15 protein-coding genes, 3 tRNA genes and 1 pseudogene are annotated in these 15,563 nt (G+C 52.7%); 13 read left to right on the forward strand and 6 right to left on the reverse strand.

Annotated features, from left to right (window positions below; genetic code table 11):
* Positions 1-76: 76 nt before the first annotated feature.
* Positions 77-1,141, reverse strand: coding sequence for a GGDEF domain-containing protein (locus GA0061070_RS00280; RefSeq protein WP_090132654.1), 1,065 nt, complete (start codon positions 1,139-1,141; stop codon positions 77-79).
* 220 nt (positions 1,142-1,361) lie between these two features.
* Here GA0061070_RS00280 and GA0061070_RS00285 point away from each other — a divergent pair, with 220 nt between their 5' ends.
* The gene (locus GA0061070_RS00285) at positions 1,362-1,640 is read left to right on the forward strand and encodes a DUF1435 domain-containing protein (RefSeq protein WP_090132979.1); all 279 of its coding nucleotides are present in this window, start codon (positions 1,362-1,364) and stop codon (positions 1,638-1,640) included.
* Positions 1,641-1,660: 20 nt separating this feature from the next.
* Here GA0061070_RS00285 and GA0061070_RS00290 read toward each other — a convergent pair.
* From GA0061070_RS00290 to rsmC, 4 genes are all read right to left on the reverse strand, one after another.
* Positions 1,661-1,746: transfer RNA gene (locus GA0061070_RS00290), tRNA-Leu, on the reverse strand.
* 28 nt (positions 1,747-1,774) lie between these two features.
* A tRNA-OTHER gene (locus tag GA0061070_RS00295) sits at positions 1,775-1,860 on the reverse strand.
* A gap of 28 nt (positions 1,861-1,888) precedes the next feature.
* Positions 1,889-1,975 (reverse strand) — tRNA-Leu (locus tag GA0061070_RS00300).
* Positions 1,976-2,145: 170 nt separating this feature from the next.
* Complete coding sequence (gene rsmC / locus GA0061070_RS00305) at positions 2,146-3,174, reverse strand: 16S rRNA (guanine(1207)-N(2))-methyltransferase RsmC (RefSeq protein WP_090132657.1); 1,029 nt, start codon at positions 3,172-3,174, stop codon at positions 2,146-2,148.
* A 139-nt stretch (positions 3,175-3,313) separates the two neighbouring features.
* Here rsmC and GA0061070_RS00310 point away from each other — a divergent pair, with 139 nt between their 5' ends.
* The 8 genes from GA0061070_RS00310 to GA0061070_RS00345 all read left to right on the forward strand — a co-directional run bounded on the left by GA0061070_RS00310 (position 3,314) and on the right by GA0061070_RS00345 (position 10,003).
* Positions 3,314-3,727, forward strand: a complete 414-nt coding sequence (locus GA0061070_RS00310) for a DNA polymerase III subunit psi (protein WP_090132660.1) — start codon at positions 3,314-3,316, stop codon at positions 3,725-3,727.
* Positions 3,696-4,136, forward strand: coding sequence for a ribosomal protein S18-alanine N-acetyltransferase (rimI, locus tag GA0061070_RS00315; RefSeq protein WP_064568497.1), 441 nt, complete (start codon positions 3,696-3,698; stop codon positions 4,134-4,136). The genes GA0061070_RS00310 and rimI overlap by 32 nt, the downstream gene beginning before the upstream one ends.
* A 12-nt stretch (positions 4,137-4,148) precedes the next feature.
* Complete coding sequence (gene yjjG / locus GA0061070_RS00320) at positions 4,149-4,826, forward strand: pyrimidine 5'-nucleotidase (protein WP_090132663.1); 678 nt, start codon at positions 4,149-4,151, stop codon at positions 4,824-4,826.
* Between the two features lie 287 nt (positions 4,827-5,113).
* Positions 5,114-6,703, forward strand: a complete 1,590-nt coding sequence (gene prfC, locus GA0061070_RS00325; protein WP_090132666.1) for a peptide chain release factor 3 — start codon at positions 5,114-5,116, stop codon at positions 6,701-6,703.
* A 385-nt stretch (positions 6,704-7,088) separates the two neighbouring features.
* Complete coding sequence (gene osmY / locus GA0061070_RS00330) at positions 7,089-7,706, forward strand: molecular chaperone OsmY (RefSeq protein ID WP_090132668.1); 618 nt, start codon at positions 7,089-7,091, stop codon at positions 7,704-7,706.
* A gap of 127 nt (positions 7,707-7,833) precedes the next feature.
* The gene (locus GA0061070_RS00335; protein WP_023480205.1) at positions 7,834-7,995 is read left to right on the forward strand and encodes a DUF1328 domain-containing protein; all 162 of its coding nucleotides are present in this window, start codon (positions 7,834-7,836) and stop codon (positions 7,993-7,995) included.
* 119 nt (positions 7,996-8,114) lie between these two features.
* Complete coding sequence (locus tag GA0061070_RS00340; RefSeq protein ID WP_090132673.1) at positions 8,115-9,224, forward strand: patatin-like phospholipase family protein; 1,110 nt, start codon at positions 8,115-8,117, stop codon at positions 9,222-9,224.
* The gene (locus tag GA0061070_RS00345; protein WP_090132676.1) at positions 9,221-10,003 is read left to right on the forward strand and encodes a TatD family hydrolase; all 783 of its coding nucleotides are present in this window, start codon (positions 9,221-9,223) and stop codon (positions 10,001-10,003) included. The genes GA0061070_RS00340 and GA0061070_RS00345 overlap by 4 nt, the downstream gene beginning before the upstream one ends.
* A 62-nt stretch (positions 10,004-10,065) precedes the next feature.
* Here GA0061070_RS00345 and GA0061070_RS00350 read toward each other — a convergent pair.
* Positions 10,066-11,041, reverse strand: a pseudogene (locus GA0061070_RS00350) (glycyl radical enzyme domain-containing protein); the annotation flags it as partial.
* A gap of 222 nt (positions 11,042-11,263) precedes the next feature.
* Between GA0061070_RS00350 and deoC the strand changes: the two are divergent.
* From deoC to deoD, 4 genes are all read left to right on the forward strand, one after another.
* Complete coding sequence (deoC, locus tag GA0061070_RS00355) at positions 11,264-12,043, forward strand: deoxyribose-phosphate aldolase (RefSeq protein WP_072440101.1); 780 nt, start codon at positions 11,264-11,266, stop codon at positions 12,041-12,043.
* Between the two features lie 138 nt (positions 12,044-12,181).
* The gene (deoA, locus tag GA0061070_RS00360; protein WP_090132679.1) at positions 12,182-13,504 is read left to right on the forward strand and encodes a thymidine phosphorylase; all 1,323 of its coding nucleotides are present in this window, start codon (positions 12,182-12,184) and stop codon (positions 13,502-13,504) included.
* A 51-nt stretch (positions 13,505-13,555) separates the two neighbouring features.
* Positions 13,556-14,779 carry a phosphopentomutase gene (gene deoB, locus GA0061070_RS00365; protein WP_090132682.1) on the forward strand — a complete coding sequence of 408 codons (1,224 nt, stop codon included), beginning with the start codon at positions 13,556-13,558 and terminating at the stop codon, positions 14,777-14,779.
* 57 nt (positions 14,780-14,836) lie between these two features.
* Positions 14,837-15,556, forward strand: a complete 720-nt coding sequence (gene deoD, locus GA0061070_RS00370; protein ID WP_090132685.1) for a purine-nucleoside phosphorylase — start codon at positions 14,837-14,839, stop codon at positions 15,554-15,556.
* Positions 15,557-15,563: the final 7 nt, after the last annotated feature.

Raw genomic sequence — 15,563 nt, forward strand, 5'->3', positions numbered from 1 at the left:
TGATAATTATTAACAATCCTATCCACGGGTAAAATCGATAGCAAGACTTTTATCGTAAAGTTAGCACTGCTACCCCTCAGGCGAGGCGCAATTCGTCGCTTACCAGAATATTGTTACGACCCAAATGCTTAGCTTCATATAACGCTTTATCTGCCCGCTCAATAGCTGCATCGATATTGTCATCCAGCAATGGTGCAATACCAATGCTGACAGTGACATTAGTGGCGACGCTTTCATTAAACATATGTGGGATCTTCAGATCGTACACTTTCTGACGAATGCGTTCGGCAGCCAGACGCGCATGTTCCAGATCGGTATTATTCATCAGGATCATGAATTCTTCACCACCAAAGCGCGCGACAATATCGCGGGAACGCACAGCATCACGCAACGCCGCTGAGACACGAATCAGCGCTTGATCGCCCATCGTATGGCCATAGTGATCGTTATAAGCTTTGAAGTGGTCAATATCCAGCAGCAGCACAAACCGCGAACTATCATCCAGCGCCAGCAGGTTATCGATTTTGGATTGCATCCCGCGGCGGTTATATAAGCCGGTAAGAGGGTCCAGCATGCTCAAATCGTTCAGCGTTTTACGTTCCTGCATTAAACGGTTCATTAACGCCTGGGCGAAACTATCATTACGCTTCTGAATCGCATGTTGTATGGCGATACCTAATACTGGCAAAGCAAAACTAAATATTAAACGGAGCTCGTTCTCCGATCCGGAGAAATAGAGGCAAGCGGCGAAGACCGGCAGTGAGTGCAGCAGAAATGCGGTAATGTTATTAGAAAAAGCAATCGAACCAATAAAGAGGACATTCAGCAGGGCGATCAGCAAGTAGGATGAGGAGTTATGCTGGAATAAACCAATCTTCATGATCACATGCCATGCCCAAAGGCTACCGAACATAAGAGAAATCAAGGGGATATTGATTTTCTTTTTCGGATAGAATCTGTGCCATCCAGGCAACACAGCGCTCACCGCAAAAATAAGACACCCTGGCAGCGTGAAGACACGCTGGTTATAGAGCGGCAGAGCCATGGAGGACATTGCTGAGAGTGCATTGAGTAGCAAGAAGAGTCGCAGGGATAGTCGATATCTCTTGTTACACAGAGATTGCCAGGTTTGTAATGTCATACATAAAAATCGTTATTTATCCGCAGCTTATGGATATACTGTGAGTTGATAAGGAAAGAAATAACGCGAAGAAACAGTCATCGCGAAAAATTAGTGATTTGGATTTTTATTTAAGCAATGCTTAATTTATCACCTTAATGAATGCCTGTCATCAGAAGATGGAGCGATCTCTATATATTGTGATAACAGCAGCATGCTGACAAATGAGAATTTATGTCATATGCTATTGGTTGTCATTATCAATATCAGAGATGGAAACATGTTGCAGCGAACGCTGGGAAGTGGTTGGGGGATCGTCCTGGCGGGCATGATTGTTGCTGGTCTTGCACTGGCTGATCTTTCGAACGACGCATGGCGGATGGTGATTTTGCTGGGTTTATTGCTGACTCCGGCGATGCTTTATCATAAGCGGTTACGGCATTTTGTTCTGTTGCCTTCGGGCATTGCTCTGGTCGGGGGAATGATAATGATGCTGTTGAACTTGAAAACGATGGTGTAACAGAGGAGATATAAGATATCTGGTGCGAGGGGGGGGACTTGAACCCCCACGTCCGAAGGACACTAACACCTGAAGCTAGCGCGTCTACCAATTCCGCCACCTTCGCACAGTCATCTTAATATCTACGTGGTTTATGGTGCGAGGGGGGGGACTTGAACCCCCACGTCCGTAAGGCCACTAACACCTAAGCTAGCGCGTCTACCAATTCCGCCACCTTCGCACAGTGCGAGCGATATCTACGTGGTTTATGGTGCGAGGGGGGGGACTTGAACCCCCACGTCCGTAAGGCCACTAACACCTGAAGCTAGCGCGTCTACCAATTCCGCCACCTTCGCATACCATCAATACTTTTGAAGTATCGTTACCACGGAGGCGCATTCTAGATGTTTTCAACTTTTCGTCAATAGTTAATTGCTGAGAACAACACTGATTGCTGCAAAAATGGACGCTGTGAATGGGTAAAAAGAGAAGCCCCGGCGAACAGCGCTCGCCGGGAAAAGATCGATTATTTCAGCGCCTGGCGCGTCATTACAGTGCGGTAAACTTTGAAACGTCCGGTCTGCGCGATCACTTCATGGAAACCGAAGGTCTGATCTAATACTTCCGGGTACGGCAGGAAGGCGTTAGCGACAATGCGCAGCTCGCCGCCGCTGTTCAGATGACGCACCGCACCGCGTATCAACGTCTGCGCAGCTTCAAAACTGGTTTGCAGGCCATCATGGAACGGCGGATTGGAGATGATCATATCGAAGCGACCAGTGACTTCAGAGAAGACATTGCTGGCAAAAACCTCCCCTTCAAAGCCGTTGGCGGCAAGTGTCGCGCGGCTGGCTTCTACCGCCGGAGCGGAAACGTCGCACAGGGTTAAACGCACTTTCGGCGAATGGCTCGCCAGCACTGCGGCCAACACACCGGCGCCGCAGCCAACATCCAGCACTTTACCTTTCGTGTGCGGTGTCAGGGTCGAGAGCAACAACTGGCTGCCCACATCTAATCCGTCGCGGCTAAAGACCCCTGGCAGGGTTTTAATCGTTAGATCGCCCAGCGCATACTCGCCCCAGAAACCATTCGCATCAAACTCAGGTTTCTTCTCCAGACGGCCGTAATACAGGCCGCAGCGACGCGCGCTGTCTATTTTGTTGAGCGGGCAATATGCAGCCAGCATCTGCTCGGCGCTTCGCACGCCGCTACGGTTTTCGCCGACGACGAAAATATCGCAGCCAACTGGCAGCAGCGACAGCAGGTTCATTAGTTGAAACTGCGCTTCGGGTTTATTTTTTGGCCAGTAATAGATCAGCGTATCGACCTCGCCGATCGTATTATTGTCAGCGACCAGGCTGTAACAGGCGCGTTCGCCCATCTGCTGGCTTAAGGTTTGCCACTGGTGAAACTGTTGTGTCCAGGCACGGCTTTCAGCCGTCTCCAGACGAGCTGGCAGGTCATCCTGCAAATCACCGGCAAACAGAATGCGGTTGGTTTCGAAATCGTCACTGTGGCGCAGCAAGACTTCACTTGCCGGGGTAAAAGCAGACATTAATGGGGTTCCTCGTTTAACTCAGGCGGCGATTATACACGTTATCCTTCAAACTGCCTCTTTGTTGACGAGTGTCGTTAATGGCGCATTTTCGCCGAGTTTGCTATATTTGCGCGCCTGACCACAGGAGTGTTTCGCTATGACTTCCCGACGCGACTGGCAATTACAGCAACTGGGCATTACTCAGTGGAGCTTGCGACGCCCGGCAGTGTTGCAGGGCGAAATCGCCATTTCGCTGCCTGCGCATATTCGTCTGGTGATGGTCGCTTTTGAACCGCCGATGCTTGCTGAACCGCTGGTGAGCGACGTACTGCGTGCGCTTACCATTACGGCGGATCAGGTATTACAGTTGACGCCGGATCGCGTCGCGATGCTACCGCCGGGTAGCCAGTGCAACAGTTGGTGGCTGGGTGTCGATGAGCCGCAGTCGCTGGCGGGTGCACAGGTCGCGACGCCCAGCGTGGATGAATTACGCACTAACCCTGCGGCACGCGCCGCGTTATGGCAACAAATCTGCGAACATGAACACGATTTCTTCCCTCAGCACGGCTGATTTAGCCCGCGCATATCAGATTGAAACCCGGGCGCATGCCTTCCCCTGGAGCGAAAAGACCTTCGCCAGCAATCAAGGGGAGCGCTACCTCAACTACCGGCTAATGGTGGGCGATGAGATGGCGGCTTTCGCCATTACGCAAGTCGTGCTGGATGAAGCCACTTTGTTTAACATCGCGGTTGATCCCGCATGGCAACGCAAAGGGTTTGGCCGCCAGTTGCTGGAACATCTGATCCGCGAACTGGAAGCCCGCGAGGTATTAACCCTGTGGCTGGAAGTGCGCGCTTCCAACGTGGGCGCGATTGCACTGTATGAAAGTTTAGGGTTTAACGAGGCGACAATCCGCCGCAATTACTATCCCACCGCCAACGGGCGCGAAGACGCGATAGTAATGGCTCTGTCAATTTAAAAAGGTGATGTAATGAAATGGGACTGGATACTCTTTGATGCTGACGAAACGCTGTTTACCTTTGATGCGTTTGGCGGCTTACAACGGATGTTTCTTGACTATAGCGTGACATTCACCGACCAGGACTTTCTTGAATATCAGTCTATTAATAAGCCGCTGTGGGTTGATTACCAGAATGGCGCCATCACCGCGCTGCAACTGCAACACCGCCGTTTTCAGGGTTGGTCTGAGCGTCTGAACGTTCCGGCGGGTTCGCTGAACGACGCGTTTCTTAATGCGATGGCTGAGATTTGCGCTCCGCTGCCGGGTGCCGTTTCTCTGCTCGATAGCCTGAAAGGCAAGGCGAAGCTGGGTATTATTACCAACGGTTTTACCGCGTTGCAGCAAATTCGTCTGGAACGCACCGGTTTGCGCGACTATTTTGATTTATTGGTTATTTCCGAAGAAGTCGGTGTCGCCAAACCCGATCGCCGTATTTTCGATCATGCGCTACAACTGGCCGACAACCCGGATCGTGAGCGCGTCATGATGGTGGGCGATACGGCAGAATCTGACATTCTGGGCGGCATCAACGCCGGGCTATCCACCTGCTGGCTGAATGCGCACAATCGCGCACTACCTGAAGGCATTAACCCGACCTGGACCGTAACGTCCCTGAACGAACTGGAGCAACGCCTGTGTATACCCTAAATAATTCGAGTTGCAGGAAGACGGCGACGCAGTGACAAATTCGTCGGGAACGAATTTGCCCAACCGAAGGTTGGCCTCCGGTGAGAGACAGGATGTCTCTCAGTAATCCCCAGGAGCTTACATAAGTAAGTGACTGGGGTGAGCGAGGAAAGCCAACGCACATGCAGCTTGAAGTATGACGGGTATAAACATTGATTGTCTGCACTTTACTGTTGAGTACAATAGCCGCATTTTTCGTATTTCATCGCGTGGTCTGAGGCCGCGCAATTACACAGAAGATTTTTATTATGACGTTGTCTCCTTATTTACAAGAGGTGGCGAAGCGCCGTACGTTCGCCATCATCTCGCACCCCGATGCGGGTAAAACCACCATCACCGAAAAGGTCTTGCTGTTCGGACAGGCAATTCAGACCGCCGGTACGGTAAAAGGTCGCGGCTCCAGCCAGCATGCGAAATCCGACTGGATGGAGATGGAAAAACAGCGTGGGATCTCCATCACTACTTCCGTGATGCAGTTCCCGTATCACGAGTGCCTGGTGAACCTGCTGGATACCCCGGGGCATGAAGACTTCTCCGAAGATACCTACCGTACGCTAACGGCTGTGGACTGCTGCCTGATGGTTATCGATGCAGCGAAAGGTGTTGAAGATCGAACCCGTAAACTGATGGAAGTTACCCGTCTGCGCGATACGCCGATCCTGACCTTTATGAACAAACTCGACCGTGACATCCGCGATCCGATGGAATTGCTGGATGAAGTGGAAAACGAGCTGAAGATTGCCTGTGCGCCAATCACCTGGCCGATTGGCTGCGGTAAGTTATTTAAAGGTGTTTACCACCTTTATAAAGATGAAACCTATCTTTATCAAACCGGGCAGGGCCACACGATTCAGGAAGTTCGTATCGTTAAAGGGCTGAACAATCCGGATCTCGATAAAGCGGTGGGTGAAGATCTGGCGCAGCAACTGCGTGATGAGCTGGAGCTGGTACAGGGTGCCTCCAACGAGTTCGATAAAGAGCTGTTCCTGAGCGGTGAAATCACCCCGGTCTTCTTCGGCACCGCGCTGGGTAACTTCGGCGTTGACCATATGCTGGACGGCCTGGTTGAGTGGGCGCCAGCGCCAATGCCGCGTCAAACGGATCTGCGCGAAGTGAAAGCAGACGACAGCAAGTTTACCGGTTTCGTCTTTAAGATCCAGGCGAACATGGATCCGAAACACCGCGACCGCGTGGCATTTATGCGCGTGGTGTCAGGTAAATATGAAAAAGGGATGAAGCTGCGTCAGGTGCGCACCGGCAAAGATGTGGTTATCTCTGACGCGCTGACTTTTATGGCTGGCGACCGTTCTCACGTTGAAGAAGCTTATCCTGGTGACATTATCGGGCTGCACAACCACGGCACCATTCAGATTGGTGATACCTTTACTCAGGGCGAAATGATGAAGTTCACCGGTATTCCGAACTTCGCCCCGGAGCTGTTCCGCCGTATTCGTCTGCGCGATCCGCTGAAGCAAAAACAGTTGCTGAAAGGCCTGGTGCAGCTTTCGGAAGAGGGCGCGGTGCAGGTATTCCGCCCCATCGCCAACAACGATCTGATCGTGGGCGCAGTAGGTGTGTTGCAGTTTGACGTGGTCGTGTCGCGCCTGAAGAGCGAGTACAACGTAGAAGCGGTGTATGAATCCGTTAACGTGGCGACGGCGCGCTGGGTTGAAAGCAGTGACGTGAAGAAATTCGAAGAGTTTAAGCGTAAGAATGAAATCCAGTTGGCGCTGGATGGTGGGGATAACCTGACCTATATCGCGCCGACGATGGTGAACCTGAACCTGACACAGGAACGCTATCCGGAAGTCACTTTCCATAAAACTCGCGAGCATTAATCCCCCACGGAGCACGGTATTCGCCGTGCTCCGGCACTTTTCCTGTCTTTTTAGCCTCTTGCGGAATGTTCTTAAAACCCACCCTTTTTTTCCTCTCTGCTCGTTTTTTAACCTGTTGGCCGGGATTTTTGTCGATAGTGTTCTATATTTAACAAAGTGATGACATTTATGGTGGACAAAAATCCTATTAATTGTGTGTTTAGTGGCCTTTTATTCTAAGTCGTCATTGCTAAAGGAGATTAATAACTGCCTCAGCCAGATAAGTAGCGGCATTGTCTTCGCCACTGATCGACGCTGGATTGGGCGAGCTTTCGCCCTGGCAGTTAAGCAGCCCGAGTTGCTGCAAGCGGCCCAAATTGTGGGCAAACCAACAGGAACGACATCGATGACTATGACAAAACTGAAGATTTCTAAAACTCTGCTGGCCGTCGTGCTGGGCTCTGTAGTGGCAAGTGGTTCCGCTTTTGCGGCAAACACGACCACCGACAAAGCGCAAAACGCTGCATCCGGCGCGGGGGAAAAAATCGACAGCTCGATGACTAAAGTCGGTGGATTCATGGATGACAGCTCCATCACTGCAAAAGTGAAAGCGGCGCTGGTGGATCATGAAAATATTAAGAGCACCGATATTTCTGTCAAAACGGACAACAAGGTAGTCACGCTGAGCGGCTTCGTTGAAAGCCAGGCACAAGCCGAACAGGCTGTCTCTGTGGCCAAAGGTGTGGAAGGCGTTGCTTCGGTCAGCGACAAACTGCATGTCCGTGACGGGAAAAACCAGTCAATGAAAGGTTATGCGGGTGATACCGCTACAACCAGTGAAATCAAAGCTAAATTGCTGGCCGATGACATTGTACCGTCTCGTAAGGTGAAAGTTGAAACCACCGACGGCGTCGTGCAGTTGTCCGGTACGGTTGATTCTCAGGCCCAAAGTGAACGCGCCGAAAGTATCGCGAAAGCGATTGAGGGCGTTAAAAGTGTCAAAAACGATCTAAAAGTGAAGTAACAATTCCTGAAAACGTCAGCGCTCGCGTGGACGGGCGCGACGAATACGTGCCGGGAAGATATCGCAGATGGGCAGCCTGAGCGCTCATCGTAGGCGGTCGACATTAACTATGGTAAAGGAGACTCTTATGTTTCGTTGGGGCATTATATTTCTGGTTATCGCGTTAATTGCCGCCGCTCTGGGCTTTGGTGGTCTGGCGGGGACGGCTGCAGGTGCGGCGAAAATCGTCTTTATCGTCGGTATCGTCCTGTTCCTGGTCAGCCTGTTTATGGGCCGTCGGCGTCCATAGCGTAGTTAGCACTTAAATTTCGCTTACAGTAAAGCCAGTCTTCGTGACTGGCTTTACTATTTCGGCCCGGCAGAAATTGCGTTACTTTGATTGATACACGCAGCCAAAAGGAAAGCAGGGTGGGGCAATATATTCCAATAACGCTGGGCAATATTGCGCCTTTGGCGTTAAAACCGTTTCGTCCGGGCCGCCTCGCGCTGGTGTGCGAAGGCGGAGGCCAGCGTGGCATTTTCACCGCCGGGGTACTGGACGAGTTTATGCAGGCGGACTTTAACCCCTTCGATCTTTACTTTGGTACCTCTGCGGGCGCGCAAAACCTCTCGGCTTATGTTTGCAACCAGCCCGGCTATGCCCGCAAAGTGATCATGCGCTACACCACCACGCGTGACTTTTTTGACCCGGTGCGCTTCGTGCGCGGCGGTAACCTTATCGATCTCGACTGGTTGGTTGATTCGACATCCCGCCAGATGCCGCTGGCGATGGATTTTGCCGCGCGTTCTTTTGATGCCGGTAAAGCGTTCTATATGTGCGCCTGCCGCCAGGATGATTACACTGCGGAATATTTTTCGCCAACCCACCAGACGTGGCTGGATCAGATCCGCGCTTCCAGCGCAATTCCGGGTTTTTACCGTTCCGGGGTGTCGCTCAATGGCGTGAAATATCTTGATGGCGGCGTCAGCGATGCGATCCCGGTTCAGGAAGCGGCTAAGCGTGGAGCGAAAACCATCGTGGTGATCCGCACCGTGCCTTCTCAGATGTACTACACGCCACAGTGGTTTAAACGTATGGAACGTTGGCTGGGCGACAGCAGCTTGCAGCCGCTGGTTAACCTGGTGCAGCACCACGAGAAAAGTTATTCAGCGATTCAGCGGTTTATCGAAACTCCGCCGGGAAAACTACGCATACTTGAAATCTATCCGCCAAAACTTTTGAATAGCATGGCGTTGGGCAGCCGATTACCGGCGCTACGCGATGATTATAAAATCGGCCGTCTGTGTGGACGTTATTTTCTGGCGACGGTAGGAAAACTGCTGGCGGAAACCCCGCCGCTGATTCGCCATACTCCGGTGTCGGCTCCCCTTGTTGTGCCGCCCGCAGTCGTTGCCGCCCCCGTTCCTGCCACCCGCGTGGTACCGCCTGCAGCTGTCGCCAACGATGTGCTGGATGCGCCGCCGGTTAATGGATTACAAGCCAACGACTTACCCATTAATAAAGAGGATACGGCGTGAGTTTCCGCTTTATCGATACACACTGCCATTTTGATTTTCCGCCCTTTACGGGGGATGAAGCCGCCAGTATTGCCCACGCGGCAGACGCTGGCGTCGGGAGCATTATCGTACCGGCCATCGCTGCGCGCTATTTCGATCGCGTTTGCTCTCTGGCGCGCGAGCATTCTGCGCTGTATGCCGCGCTGGGTCTGCATCCGATAGTGATTGAAGAACATACGGTGCAAAGCCTTGAGCAGCTTGAGCAGGTGCTGACTGCCAGGCCGGAGAAGGTGGTGGCGATTGGCGAGATTGGCCTTGATCTTTATCGCGATAACCCACAGTTTGAACGCCAGCAGCAGGTGCTGGATGCGCAGCTAAAACTGGCGAAACGCTTTGATTTGCCTGTGATCCTTCATTCGCGGCGTACACATGACAAACTGGCGTTGCACCTGAAAAAGCAGGCTTTGTCGCGCACCGGCGTGGTTCACGGTTTTTCCGGTAGCCTGCAACAGGCGCAGCGTTTTATTGAACTGGGGTATTACATTGGCGTCGGCGGAACGATCACTTATCCACGCGCCAGTAAAACCCGTGATGTAATGGCGCAGTTGCCGCTATCCGCATTGTTGCTGGAGACTGATGCGCCGGATATGCCGCTGAATGGCTTCCAGGGACAGCCTAATCGGCCGGAGCAGGCGGCGCGGGTTTTTGCCACGCTGTGTGAACTGCGCCCTGAAGCCCCGGATGTGATCGCCCAAACGTTACTGGAGAATACGCAGCAGCTTTTCGCTTTACAGGTATAGCACCGGGCGCAGCACGGTGGTGACGCCGCGTTGTTGCAGTGCTTCCGCCAGCGGTTCAATAGCTTCCAGCCGTATTTGATCGGCGTATTCTCAATAAATGTCACCAGTTGCTCGCTGATGCGGTAGCCGAGGACATTGGCCTGCTCATCTTTGCCGTAGCGCCCCGCGATATTCGCTTTATCGCACAGGATATTGGCCGCTTCAGCAAGCCCATACATACCGAACATTGGCGCAAAACGATCGGCGGCGATCAGCCCCTCCTGCACAAGGGCGCTATGCTCAAAGAAACCGGAGTGTTGATACAGGAAGTCGCAGCGCGCATCGATAATGGCCAACTGTTGCTGGCAATAATGTGGCAGCCGCTGGGTAAAAAACTCCTCCAGAGAACGGCTGCCTTCAGCGATGGCTTTCAGGTTCAGCCGTACCAGCGTACTGCCGCCGCCGCCCAGTGGCAGCGAGTTGTAACAACTGACAATGCCATAACCGCCTTTTGTGAAAATATTATCATGTAGTGGGCCGTTGGCGATATGCGGCTTGCTGTACGCGCAGATGTTACGGGCAACTTCCAGCAGCAGATCATCCGGCGTAATCTGCGGATCATATATAAACGTCAGATTCGGCGCGACCTGCTTTAATTCAGCATTGGCGCGCAAGATAGCGCGGATGACTGGCGTATCATAAGGGCCGATAGTGGCGTGGACAAAGGCATCTGACAAGGTTCTGTCGAGATAGCGCCAGAAGCATTTTATTCGAATATCGATTTCTTATTGTGTTAGAATTCTAACATATGGTTGCAGTAACGCATCCAGTTGCCCAAGGTAAACCGGCATGCCGGTAACGAACATGGTGATAAATAATGGTCAGCAAAGAGAGCGCATCGTCCAGATCCTTTGCGCCTTCCAGCTTCAGCCTCGCGGATCCGTTAGCCAGAAACTTGGCGTAATCCGGCAGGACGTAGCGCGGTTTGTAGGGCGTGTGCTCTTCAAGCATATCGCAAATTGCTCCTTCGTTGAGCGCCTCCCGTGCGTTCAGGGTGAGGAGTGTAAGCCACCGGCGAATTATCACTTTTGATTCACACGCACCTTAGCGGTAATCACGACCATTTTTGCGTTTTAAAGTTTGATGGATATCTCATTATGGTTTTGCAAGCGTGAATTAAGTTTTCATTAACTGTGATGAGTGTCGAAGTGTAATCGTGGGTTGATGTTAAAATATTAACAAGCCCGAACAGAAAATCGGCATTATGCCGTCGGAGATAATATGAGTGATTTAACGGCAAGCAGCCTGCGTGCGTTGCAATTAATGGATCTGACCACCCTGAACGACGATGACACCAACGAGAAAGTCATTGCGCTGTGCCATCAGGCCAAAACCCCGGTGGGGAACACCGCCGCCGTTTGTATCTATCCGCGTTTCATCCCGATTGCGCGTAAGACGCTGAACGCACAGGGAACACCGGATGTGCGTATTGCGACAGTAACCAACTTCCCGCACGGTAATGATGATATCGACATTGCGTTGGCTGAAACCCGCGCAGCGATTGCCTATGGTGCTGATGAAGTTGACGTGGTATTCCCATACCGGGCGCTGATCGCTGGTAACGAGCAGGTCGGTTTTGATCTGGTCAAAGCCTGTAAAGAGGCGTGTGCCGCAGCCAATGTGCTGTTGAAAGTGATCATCGAAACTGGCGAACTGAAAGAAGAAGCGCTGATCCGTAAGGCGTCAGAAATCGCAATTAAAGCGGGCGCTGACTTTATCAAGACCTCAACCGGGAAAGTACCGGTTAATGCCACGCCGGAAAGCGCGCGCATCATGCTGGAAGTGATCCGCGATATGGGCGTTGAGAAAACCGTGGGCTTTAAACCGGCGGGTGGCGTGCGCAGCGCGGAAGACGCGCAGCACTATCTGGCGATTGCCGATGAACTGTTTGGCGCGGACTGGGCCGATGCCCGTCACTATCGCTTTGGCGCATCCAGCCTGCTGGCAAGCCTGCTGAAAGCGCTGGGACACGGCGACGGCAAGAGCGCAAGCAGCTACTGATGATTGCATTACCGGGCCTGCACCTCTACCCGCAGGTCGGGTAAGGTATCGCCGCCATCCGGCGGTACAGGTTGATGACACCATGTTTTGCCGGGTTACGTTGGTAGCCCGGTCGTATCATTCCGCAAGGGGGTTACCTTGTTTCTCGCTCAAGAAATTATTCGTAAAAAACGCGATGGTCTCGCACTGAGTGATGAAGAGATCCGTTTCTTTATTAACGGAATTCGCGATAACACCGTTTCTGAAGGCCAGATCGCCGCGCTTGCCATGACCATCTTTTTCCATGACATGACGATGCCAGAACGCGTGTCGTTGACCATGGCAATGCGCGATTCCGGTACGGTTCTGGACTGGAAACACCTTAATCTCAACGGCCCAATTGTTGATAAACACTCTACTGGTGGCGTCGGGGATGTGACCTCATTGATGCTTGGCCCGATGGTTGCTGCCTGTGGTGGCTATATTCCGATGATTTCCGGGCGCGGTCTGGGACATACCGGCGGCACACTCGATAAACTGGAAGCTATTCCTGGCTTCGACATCTTCCCGGATGATAGCCGCTTCCGCGATATTATTAAGGATGTTGGCGTGGCGATTATCGGCCAGACCAACTCACTGGCACCCGCCGATAAACGTTTCTATGCCACCCGCGATATCACCGCAACGGTGGACTCGATCCCCCTGATCACGGCTTCTATTCTGGCGAAAAAACTGGCTGAAGGCCTTGATGCGTTAGTGATGGACGTTAAAGTCGGCAGCGGTGCGTTTATGCCGACTTATGCACTCTCCGAACAACTGGCGGAGGCGATTGTGGGCGTGGCGAATGGCGCAGGCGTTCGCACGACTGCGCTGCTGACCGATATGAATCAGGTACTGGCTTCCAGCGCGGGCAATGCGGTGGAAGTGCGTGAAGCGGTGCAATTCCTTACTGGTGAATACCGCAATCCGCGCCTGTTTGATGTCACGATGGCGCTGTGCGTGGAGATGTTGATTTCCGGCAAACTGGCGAAAGATGACGCGGAAGCCCGGGCGAAACTGCAAGCGGTGCTGGATAACGGAAAAGCGGCAGAGATCTTTGGCCGCATGGTCGCGGCGCAGAAAGGGCCGACGGATTTTGTCGAGAACTATGCCAACTATCTGCCCTCCGCCACGTTGAGCAAAGCCGTTTATGCCGACGACGAAGGCTTTATTACCGCAATGGATACCCGCGCGCTGGGTATGGCGGTGGTGTCGATGGGAGGAGGCCGTCGCCAGGCGACAGACAGCATCGATTACAGCGTTGGCTTTACCGATATGGTGCGTCTGGGCGATCGCGTGGATGGGCAGCGCCCGTTGGCAGTCATTCACGCGAAGGATGAAGCCAGTTGGCAGGATGCCGCGCAGGCGGTGAAGGCTGCCCTCGTTGTGGACCACATCGCCGCAAAAGAGACACCAACGGTCTATCGACGCATTACTGAATAACGGTATACTGATCTGATCGCTTTTTTACAAAGCACAAGGTACGGAGAACATATGAAACGTGCATTTATTATGGTGCTGGACTCTTTCGGCATCGGCGCGACTGAAGACGCGGAGCGCTTCGGCGACGTGGGTTCCGACACTCTCGGCCATATCGCTGAAGTCTGTGCAAAAGGTGAGGCCGATACCGGGCGTAAAGGGCCGTTGCATCTCCCTAATCTGACCCGTCTTGGGTTGGCGAAAGCCCATGAAGGTGCGACCGGTTTTATCCCGGCCGGGATGGACGGTAACGCAGACATCACCGGTGCTTACGCGTGGGCGCATGAGCTCTCTTCCGGTAAAGATACGCCATCAGGCCACTGGGAAATCGCCGGCGTTCCGGTGCTGTTCGATTGGGGCTATTTTAGCGATATCGAAAACAGCTTCCCGCAAGCGCTGCTGGATAAACTGGTAGAACGCGCAAATCTGCCGGGTTATCTCGGTAACTGCCACTCTTCCGGGACGGTGATCCTTGACCAACTGGGCGAAGAGCATATGAAAACCGGTAAGCCGATTTTCTACACCTCTGCGGACTCTGTCTTCCAGATCGCCTGTCATGAAGAGACGTTTGGTCTTGATAAGCTGTATGAACTATGCGAAATCGCGCGCGAAGAACTGACCGAAGGTGGTTACAACATTGGCCGCGTGATTGCGCGTCCGTTTGTCGGTGATAAAGCGGGTAATTTCCAGCGCACCGGTAACCGCCATGACCTGGCCGTTGAACCGCCGTCAGCAACCGTGCTGCAAAAACTGGTGGAAGAGAAAGACGGTCATGTAGTTTCCGTGGGCAAAATTGCCGATATCTATGCCAACTGCGGTATCACCAAAAAAGTGAAAGCCACCGGGCTGGATGCGCTGTTTGACGCCACTGTGAAAGAGATGAAAGAAGCGGGCGATAAGACCATTGTCTTTACCAACTTCGTTGATTTTGACTCATCATGGGGTCATCGCCGCGATGTCGCCGGTTATGCGGGCGGGCTGGAGCTGTTTGATCGTCGTCTGCCGGAACTAATGGCGCTGGTGGGAGAGGACGATATCCTGATCCTTACCGCCGATCACGGCTGCGATCCGACCTGGAAGGGCACCGATCATACCCGTGAGCACATTCCGGTGCTGGTTTACGGCCCGAAAGTGAAACCCGGTTCGCTTGGTCACCGTGAAACGTTCGCGGACATTGGTCAGACGCTGGCGAAACACTTTGGCGTTTCTGATATGGACTATGGCAAAGCCATGTTCTGATGATTTTGGGCGGGGGTTTTCCGCCCTTTCTGTTCTGACAACATAAAGGAATTAACGATGGCTACCCCACATATTAATGCAGAAATGGGCGATTTTGCGGATGTTGTGCTGATGCCGGGCGATCCGCTACGTGCGAAGCATATTGCCGAAACTTTCCTCGAAGATTACCGCGAAGTGAACAGCGTGCGCGGTATGCTGGGTTATACCGGTACTTACAAAGGCCGCAAAATCTCGGTAATGGGCCACGGCATGGGCATTCCGTCCTGCTCCATCTATAGCAAAGAGCTGATCACCGATTTTGGCGTGAAGAAAATCATTCGCGTCGGTTCCTGCGGTGCGGTGCGTATGGATGTGAAACTGCGTGATATCGTGATTGGTATGGGTGCCTGCACCGATTCCAAAGTAAACCGTATGCGTTTTAAAGATCATGACTTTGCGGCGATTGCTGATTTCGACATGGTGCGTAACGCGGTCGATGCGGCGAAAACGCTGGGTGTTGACGCGCGCGTGGGGAATCTGTTCTCTGCCGATCTGTTCTATTCTCCGGACGGCGAAATGTTCGATGTGATGGAGAAATACGGTGTTCTCGGCGTGGAAATGGAAGCGGCTGGTATCTATGGTGTGGCGGCAGAATTCGGTGCGAAAGCGCTGACTATCTGCACTGTTTCTGACCATATCCGCACCCACGAGCAGACCACCTCGGCTGAGCGTCAGACGACGTTTAATGACATGATCAAAATTGCGCTGGAATCTGTCCTGCTGGGCGATAAAGCGTAACGTTTTG

The sequence above is a fragment of the Kosakonia oryziphila genome, assembly GCF_900094795.1.
Taxonomy (GTDB): domain Bacteria; phylum Pseudomonadota; class Gammaproteobacteria; order Enterobacterales; family Enterobacteriaceae; genus Kosakonia; species Kosakonia oryziphila.